This window comes from Microlunatus sp. YIM B11417 (assembly GCF_059617205.1).
In genome coordinates this window covers 174,401-181,687 of record NZ_JCAMPJ010000011.1, presented here as the reverse complement: position 1 = coordinate 181,687, position 7,287 = coordinate 174,401, and the positions used below count along the sequence as shown (strand labels likewise).

Annotated in this window: 7 protein-coding genes; 3 read left to right on the top strand and 4 right to left on the bottom strand. The window is 72.0% G+C overall.

The genetic code is table 11. The features are described from left to right. Nucleotides 1-212: 212 nt before the first annotated feature. Nucleotides 213-1,034 carry an isocitrate lyase/PEP mutase family protein gene (locus tag AC6CCG_RS31355; RefSeq protein WP_496658770.1) on the bottom strand — a complete coding sequence of 274 codons (822 nt, stop codon included), beginning with the start codon at nt 1,032-1,034 and terminating at the stop codon, nt 213-215. 204 nt (nt 1,035-1,238) lie between these two features. On the opposite strand from AC6CCG_RS31355, the gene AC6CCG_RS31350 reads away from it, so the two are divergent. Next, nucleotides 1,239-2,237 carry an RNA polymerase subunit sigma-70 gene (locus AC6CCG_RS31350; protein WP_496658769.1) on the top strand — a complete coding sequence of 333 codons (999 nt, stop codon included), beginning with the start codon at nt 1,239-1,241 and terminating at the stop codon, nt 2,235-2,237. Nucleotides 2,238-2,380: 143 nt separating this feature from the next. Next, nucleotides 2,381-3,601 (top strand): MFS transporter, encoded by a 1,221-nt coding sequence (locus tag AC6CCG_RS31345; protein WP_496658768.1) that lies wholly within the window; start codon nt 2,381-2,383, stop codon nt 3,599-3,601. A 167-nt stretch (nt 3,602-3,768) separates the two neighbouring features. On the opposite strand, the gene AC6CCG_RS31340 is transcribed toward AC6CCG_RS31345, so the two are convergent. Then, a complete protein-coding gene (locus AC6CCG_RS31340; RefSeq protein ID WP_496658767.1) occupies nt 3,769-4,794 on the bottom strand; it encodes a DsbA family oxidoreductase in 1,026 nt (341 codons plus the stop codon). A gap of 39 nt (nt 4,795-4,833) precedes the next feature. On the opposite strand from AC6CCG_RS31340, the gene AC6CCG_RS31335 reads away from it, so the two are divergent. Further along, the gene (locus AC6CCG_RS31335; RefSeq protein ID WP_496658766.1) at nt 4,834-5,385 is read left to right on the top strand and encodes a TetR/AcrR family transcriptional regulator; all 552 of its coding nucleotides are present in this window, start codon (nt 4,834-4,836) and stop codon (nt 5,383-5,385) included. Here AC6CCG_RS31335 and AC6CCG_RS31330 read toward each other — a convergent pair whose 3' ends face one another. Both AC6CCG_RS31330 and AC6CCG_RS31325 read right to left on the bottom strand, forming a co-directional pair. Continuing rightward, nucleotides 5,386-5,916 (bottom strand): hypothetical protein, encoded by a 531-nt coding sequence (locus tag AC6CCG_RS31330; RefSeq protein ID WP_496658765.1) that lies wholly within the window; start codon nt 5,914-5,916, stop codon nt 5,386-5,388. Next, nucleotides 5,913-7,283: a hypothetical protein gene (locus tag AC6CCG_RS31325; RefSeq protein WP_496658764.1), complete on the bottom strand. Its 1,371-nt coding sequence runs from the start codon at nt 7,281-7,283 to the stop codon at nt 5,913-5,915. Before AC6CCG_RS31325 ends, AC6CCG_RS31330 begins: the two co-directional genes overlap by 4 nt. Nucleotides 7,284-7,287 lie beyond the last annotated feature (4 nt).

Sequence of the window (7,287 nt, the reverse complement as noted above, 5' to 3'; positions counted from 1 at the left end):
CCCGCCGGGAAAACCCCGGCCGAGCACCAAACCACGAACCACCCACAACACACCCCATCTAGGCCGTGTTGCACTCACCCCGAGATTCCGCCGCGGCGTGTCGCTGCGGAAGTGACCGGTCGGTGAGCGGGCGGGTTCGGCGCGTGGTGTCCGCGTCAGGTCGGGCAACGGTCGGGCAACGGTCGGCGCCCGGATCGGGGCCTGCCGAGTGATCATGACGGCCAGCGTTCGGTCAGGTTGAGCAGCGGCGCGGCGGCCGGTGGAGCGTCGCTCAACATCGCGGTGGCCCAGTCCCGGAGGAAGCCGTACCCGCTCATCGCCAGGGTCGGTCCCCAGGTCACTCGCCGGACGCCGAGGGCGCGGAGCTCGTCCCGGTCGGTGATCACCGGGCCGAGGTTCACGGGCAGGTCCACGCTGCCGCACAGGCCCCGGATCAACTCGACGTCGCGCAGCCCGGTCACGAACAGGCCGTCGGCACCCGCCGCCCGGTAGGCCGCGGCCCGCTCCACGACCTGGCTCAGCAGGTCTTCCGGAGCGACGTCCGGAGCGGCCCTCAGGAAGACGTCGGTCCGGGCGTTGAGGAAGGCGGGGATTCCGGTCCCGTCGATGGCGGCCCGCACCTGCTCCAGCACCGCGACCTGCTCGCCGAGCGGCACGACGGAACCGGCCGTGGCGTCCTCGAGATTGACGCCCGACGCTCCGCGCTCGACGAACGCCGCGACGTTCGCGGCGATCTCCGCGGCCGAGTCCACGTAGCCTCGCTCCAGGTCGGCCGAGACCGGGACGTCAACCGTGGCGGCGATCCGTTCGAAGGCGTCCAGCGCGGCGGCGAGGGTGAGCCCGCCGCCGTCGGGGACGCCGCGGGACCAGGCGATGCCGGCGCTGGTGGTCGCCAGGGCGGGTGCTCCGGCGCTGGCGAGGGCGTACGCGCTGGGCGGGTCCCAGGCGTTCGGGAGCAGGAACACGTCCTCGTGCAGCCGCCGGAACTGCTCGGCGTGCGCGATCCTGCTCTGGCGTGCTGACGGTGCTGACAACGGGGCCTCCGAGGCTCGGGTCGGGGACGGACGGTTCGGCCGCCTCGGCGGTGTTGACCTCGATCGAGGCGTCGGGGAATCGGTGTTCGCCTCCGCACGTTGACCGATTCAGCAATCGCCACGGCACGAACCGATTCCTTTCGGCGGGAGCGGAAGTCTGAACCGTGTGACGATGCGGAGAGCAGCAGCGGAGGAGGACGGCGCGTGAGCCTTGAGGTCGTGGACGCGGCGGTCGACGCCGACGACAGCGAGTTCGAGCGCGAGTTCGAGGACCTGCGCAGCGGCCTGCTGGCGCACTGCTACCGGATGGTCGGTTCGTACCACGACGCCGAGGACCTGGTGCAGGAGACCTACCTGCGGGCCCGGCGGGGGATCGACGCCTTCGAGGGCCGATCGTCGGTCAAGACCTGGCTGTACCGGATCGCGACCAACGCCTGCCTGACCGCGTTGAACCATCACAGCCGCCGGTTCCTCCCGTCGGGCCTCGGCGCGCCGTCCGACGATCCGGCGGCACCGGTCGAGGTTGACGCTTCGGTGGCCTGGCTGGAGCCGCTGCCCGACGTGGCCCTCGGCCGCGCCGGCGGCGACCCGGCCGCCGAGGTGATCGAGCGGGACGACGTCCGGCTGGCCCTGATCGTCGCCTTCCAGCATCTGGCGCCCCGGCAGCGGGCGGCCCTGCTGCTCCGTGAGGTGCTGGGCTGGCCGGCGGCCGAGATCGCCGCCGCGATGGGGATCAAGGTGGCGGCGGTGAAGAGCCTGTTGCAACGGGCCCGGGTCAGGATCGCGGAGGTACGGGCCACGCAGGAGGACGCCGAGCCGCTGGACTCGGAACGGGACCGGGAACTGCTGGACCGCTGGATCAGCGCCTTCGAGCGTGCCGATCTTGGAGATCTGGAGGCCTTGATCAGCACGGACTTCAGCCTCGAGGCGACCGGCCACACGACCTGGTTCCGGGGCCTCGCCGTCTGCCTGCCGTTCCTGGAGCGGCGCCAGTTCCGGCCGGCCGGCGACCTGCGGATGTTGCCGACCAGCGCGAACGGTCAGCCCGCCGCGGCCGGCTATCTCCGTCAGGAGGACGGCTCGTACCGGGCGAACCACCTGACCGTGCTCACCATCGCCGGCGGCAAGATCATCAAGGTGACGAACTTCCTGGGCGAGCGACCGGTCCGCGACACCGGTCTGCCGGCGACCTTGATCGCCTGACCTTCGTCCGTACCCACGGCGCGGCCGATTCCTCGGCCGGTCCTCGGGAGTCCAATCCTGCGGCGGCGTTCTCGTACCGGAGACTCCGCACCATGATCAAGAAGTTCCATGATCAAAACCGTTCATGATCAGAAAGCATGGCGATGGCTCCCACTCGAACCTCACTCACCCCTGCTCGGGCGAATCTCGTCCTGGCGACGCTGTTCCTCGGAATGTTCGTGCTCGGCAGTGCCGAGCTGCTCGTGGTCGGCGTGCTCGACCTGATCGCGGCCGACCTGGACGTGACGCTCTCGACCGCCGGCGGCCTGGTCAGCGCGTTCGCCGCCGGTGTCGCTCTCGGTGGCCCGCTGCTGACGGCGCTCACCATCCGGTTCGACCGGCGCCGGGTGCTGGCCGCGGCGTTGGCCCTGTTCCTGCTCGGCAACCTGGTCGCGGTGATCACCGGCCAGTTCTGGCTCTTCGTCGCCGTCCGAGTGGTGACCGGGGCCGTGCACGGCCTGTTCATCTCCTCGGCCTTCGGGACCGCGGTCGCGGCGGTGCCGCCGGAACGGGCCGGCCGGGCGATCTCCTCGGTCGTGTCCGGGGTCGCCGTGTCGGCCGCGGTCGGCGTGCCGCTGGGGACCCTGCTCGGTCAGGCCGTCGGCTGGCGTGGTGCGTTCGTCGCGGTCGTCGTGGCGGCGGCCGTGGCCCTGGTCGCGACCCTCGTGCTGGTGCCGGCGACGCCCAGTGCCGGTGGCGGCGCCACCGACCAGGCCCGGTACGCGTTCGCGCCACGGGTGCTCGCCGTCCTGTTGCTCTGCACGCTGGCCTTCGCGTCCCACTTCGCCGCGCTGACGTACCTGGTGCCGTTCCTCGGCCAGGTGACCGGGGTCGCCGGGGCACCGGTGGCGATCTTCCTGCTCGCGTACGGCGTGGCCACGACCATCGGTTCCGTCCTCGGCGGCCGGTTCGCCGACCGGAACGCGGTCCGCACCCTCATCGTCGCGGCCGCCGGCGCGGCAGCTGCTCTGCTTGCGCTGGTGCTGGTCGGGACCATCGCGGCGCTCACCGTGGTGGCCCTGCTCCTCTGGGGCGTGTTCGCCTGGGCGATGGCACCTTCGCTGCAGTACCGCGTGATCGGGCTGGCCGGCCCCGGCGGGCACCTCGCCCAGTCCCTGCCGCCGTCGGCGATCAACGTCGGCATCGTCCTCGGCCCGCTCGCCGGCGGGGCCGCACTGCACCAGTACGGTGCGACGGCGCCCATGATCACCGGTCTCGTCATCGGCCTGCTCGCCCTGCCCCTCGCCTGGGGTACGGCGTTCCTCCGCCCGCCCCGGATCAGGACCATGGAGCCCGTCGATGTCGATGCCGAAGCATCCTCGTGATCCCGGGGTCCGGCGGATCAAGATCGCCTTCGTCCCGGCCCAGAGCATGATCAATCCCTGACCTCCACCACTTCCCTCCCCATCCGTCGACCGGTCACTTCCGCAGCGACACGCCGCGAAAACAGCTGCTTTGGTGACCGGTCGGCGGATCTTTCTGGTGGGGGTTCTCAGGAGGTGAGGGCGGTGGCGAGGGCGAGTTCGCGGGCGGCGGCGGGGTCGCCGAGGCGGCGCAGGGTGCGGCCGTAGAGCTCGCGGAGGTAGCCGTCGTCCGGGTGCTCGGCGACCAGCTCGGCCAGGGTGTCCCGGGCCGGGGCGAGGCTGGCCGAGGCGGCGCGGGCCCGGGCGAGCAGGGACCGGACGTTGGGGTCGTCCGGGTGCTCCCGGCGTAGCGGCTCGACCAGGTACAGGCTGCCGTGCGGGTCCTTCCGGGCCAGCAGGGCCTCGGCGAGCCGGAGCCGGCGAACCTCCGCCGGCGACCGCTCGGCGGCGGGAGCGGCCAGGATGGCGTCGGCGAGCAGCTCGGCCGGCTGAGCGCCGGTGATCGCGGTCCTCCCGTTGATCACGAACGTGGGGGAGGTGTCCACCCCGATCGCGCGGCCGGTCAGCAACGCCTCCCGGGTCTCCCGCTCCAGCTCGTCGTCCGGCGCGAAGCCGGGCTGCAGGTAGACCAGGCCGGCCCCGAGCTCGGCGGTGCCCGGCGGCACCGGCAGCCGGTACCGCTCGGCCAGCGACGTCAGCAGACCAAGATCATTGAGATCGCGGTGTTCGACGAAGTGCAGCCGGTACAGCTCCTCGACCAGCTCGTCCTGCACCTCGGGACCGTACCTCAGCGCCGCCGTCGCCAGCCGGTGCGCGGCCCAGCTGCTGGCCCGCCAGCGGGCGCCGAAGTCACCCTCGATGCCCTCCTGTACGGCAGCGTCCCGAGCCCGCAGCCGGTTGTCGGCGGCGGAACCCGGGCCGCAACCGGCGAGCTCCTCGGCCAGGTCCGGCTGCTGCAGGATGCCGGCCATCGACTCCGACCACTGCGGCGCGGTCGGGTCGATCAGGTACGGCCGCCAGCGCACCTGCACGTCGCGCCCCGGCGCCGCCCGGCCGACCAGGGCGAGGGCCCGGGCCAGCCGGCGCTTGCCGATGTAGCCCCAGCCGCACAGGAAGTCGGCGTACCCGTCGATGATCAGTCGGTTATCCATCATGTGTTGGCTAACGTACGAGTGGTGGATAGCATTCCCGGTGTGGACGAAGGAGATCGACGGGTCCGGCGGACCCGGGACCAGCTGCGTTCGGCGACGCTGCGGCTGCTGGACGGCGGTGCCGAGCGGCTCACCATGGCGGCGATCGCCGCCGCCGCCGACGTGAACCGGAGCACCGCGCACCAGCACTACGCGAGCGTGGACGACCTGGTCTGCGACGCGCTGGCCGACCGGATCGGCTCGATCGCCGGCGCGCTGACCGAATGCCCGTTCGCGGAGGACCGGGACCGGGCGCCACGGCAGTTGGTGGCCCTGTTCACGGCGGTCGCGGACGCCGCACCGCTGCTGGCGCGACTCGGGCCGAGCGCCGCGGCCCGCGTCGAAGGGCAACTCGTCGACACCCTGTCCGGCGTGCTCGCGACCCGGTTCCGGGCCGGCCAGCGGCCGCCGGGGTTCGAGAGGGTCCGGCCGGAGCTGCACGCCCGCTACGTCGCCGCCGGCGTGATCGCCCTGGCCCTGCACCCCGGCACCGCCGCCGGTGCGCCGGGCCGGCTCGCCGGCCAGGCCTGGCGTCTGATCCACGCGGCATCGTGATCATGAACGGTCGACGGCACCGGGTACCGCCGACCGGAGGCGTCGACCCGCGCCATCGGCCTGACCCGGGGATCCGTTCGGCTCACCGCGTCGGCGACGGGCCCGGAGCGTCCAGACCAGCCAGCCGACCAGGCCTTGGCCGAACGCCGTGACCAGGACGGTCGGTCCATACTCCATCGCGCCCGGCCGCCCCAGGCCGGTCGGCAGCCGGGCCTGCGCGAGCATGATCAACAAGACGCTGATCACCGCCGCCAGGACGAGAGTGATCAGCGCGAGACCGGCGGTCCGGCGCCGGCTCGGCGCCACGGCGAGCCCGACCGCCGTTCCGGCGACCAGGCCCGCCCCGACGCTCACCACCAGGCCGAGTCCCGGCGCCCGGCCGAACATTCCGGCGCCGGCCCCGGCCAGGGCGCCGAGGGCGTACCCGATCAGCTGGCCGGCCACGGTCACCCAGAGCAGCCGGACCACCAGCGCGAACCGGGCCGGGTGGGCCCGCCGGATCGTTCCGGTCCGTTGCGGAGCGGTGATCATCGGGCCACGCACTCGGGGAAGTCGACCGGATACCGGATGCCGTCCGGCCCGGAGGTGCCGAGATAGCTCGCCCGGGTGGCCCGGGACTCCTCGGTCTCCAGGCTGAAGTCGACCCCGAACGCGACGCCGACCTTCACCTCGGCCGCGAACCCGGTCTTGTCGATCACGTTGTCGTACTGGACGTTGCTCACCGTCGCATGCGTGTACATGAGGTTCTGCAGCGTGTCGTTCGGCACCAGCGTCTCCGGGAACGCGGTCTCGGGAGAGATCACGCCGCCCTCGGACAGCCAGGCCTCGACGATCGCACGCTGCTCCGGCGTACCGACTTCGAGCGTCGTCGTGGTCACGGTCGCTCTGCCCTCGGAGTTCGTGTCCTTGCCCTCGCCGCCGAGGTTGCCCTGGCCGCCCCGGGTCGAGGTGGCCAGGTCGCCGCGGCGGGTGGTGGTGATCGCAACCTTGGTGATCATGCCGTCCTTGTTCCGGGTGACTGCCAGGCTGGAGCCGAGCAGGCCGGAAAGCTTGTCACCGAAGGGACCTCCGGTCAGTTCGCCGGCGCCGGTGACCTCGCCCTCGGTGGTCCAGATCGTGTTGCCGTTGCGTTGATCATGGACCTCGGTCCAGGTGCCGCTGGTGCCGAACTCGATACCGGCGCCGGCCAGCCTCAGCCCCGGCACTTCGGACTTCTTGGTGCCCGGACCCCGGTCCTGTTCCCAGGGCAGCTTGATCCCGAGATCGCCCTCGGCAGTGCCCTCGACCTTGATCGTGTTCACCTGCTGGTCCGGCGGCCGCGGCGGCTCTGTCGCGCCGTGGATGGCCAGCCAGATCGCGTAGTTCGGGTCGTGCCGCAGGATCTGCTGCTCGGTCAGGTAGTCCTGCAGCTGCGACCGCATCCGGTCGGCCTCGGCCTTGTCCTTGAAGATCCAGGTGCTGCCGTACGCCGCCTCGACGCCGAAGCCGAAATCCACCTTCGCCCCGGCCTCGAGCTTGCCCCACTCGAGGTCGGCCCCCAGGCCGCCGGTCACGCCGATGCCGGCACCGTCGGTCGCGGTGTAGCCGACCGTGCCGTCGCTGTAGTGGGTCTCGATGAAACCGGCGTTCTCGCCGATCTTGATGAAGGCGATCTTGATCTCCGAATTGACCTTCTCGGTACGTTTCCGGACGGTGCACCGCTTCGGCTTCGGGTCGAAGGCCGGGTCGCCCGGCCCGCCGGGATCGGTGGCGCAGGCCGCCGCACCGAGTGCGCTCTTGACCGCGCAGATCGCGTTCCGGGCCAGCACGTCCAGCCCGTCGGTGGCCTGCGTGACCGCGACGGAGATCAGCAGCGACGCGGCGACCGCCAGGGCGGCCGCATACTCCACGGTTGCCACCCCG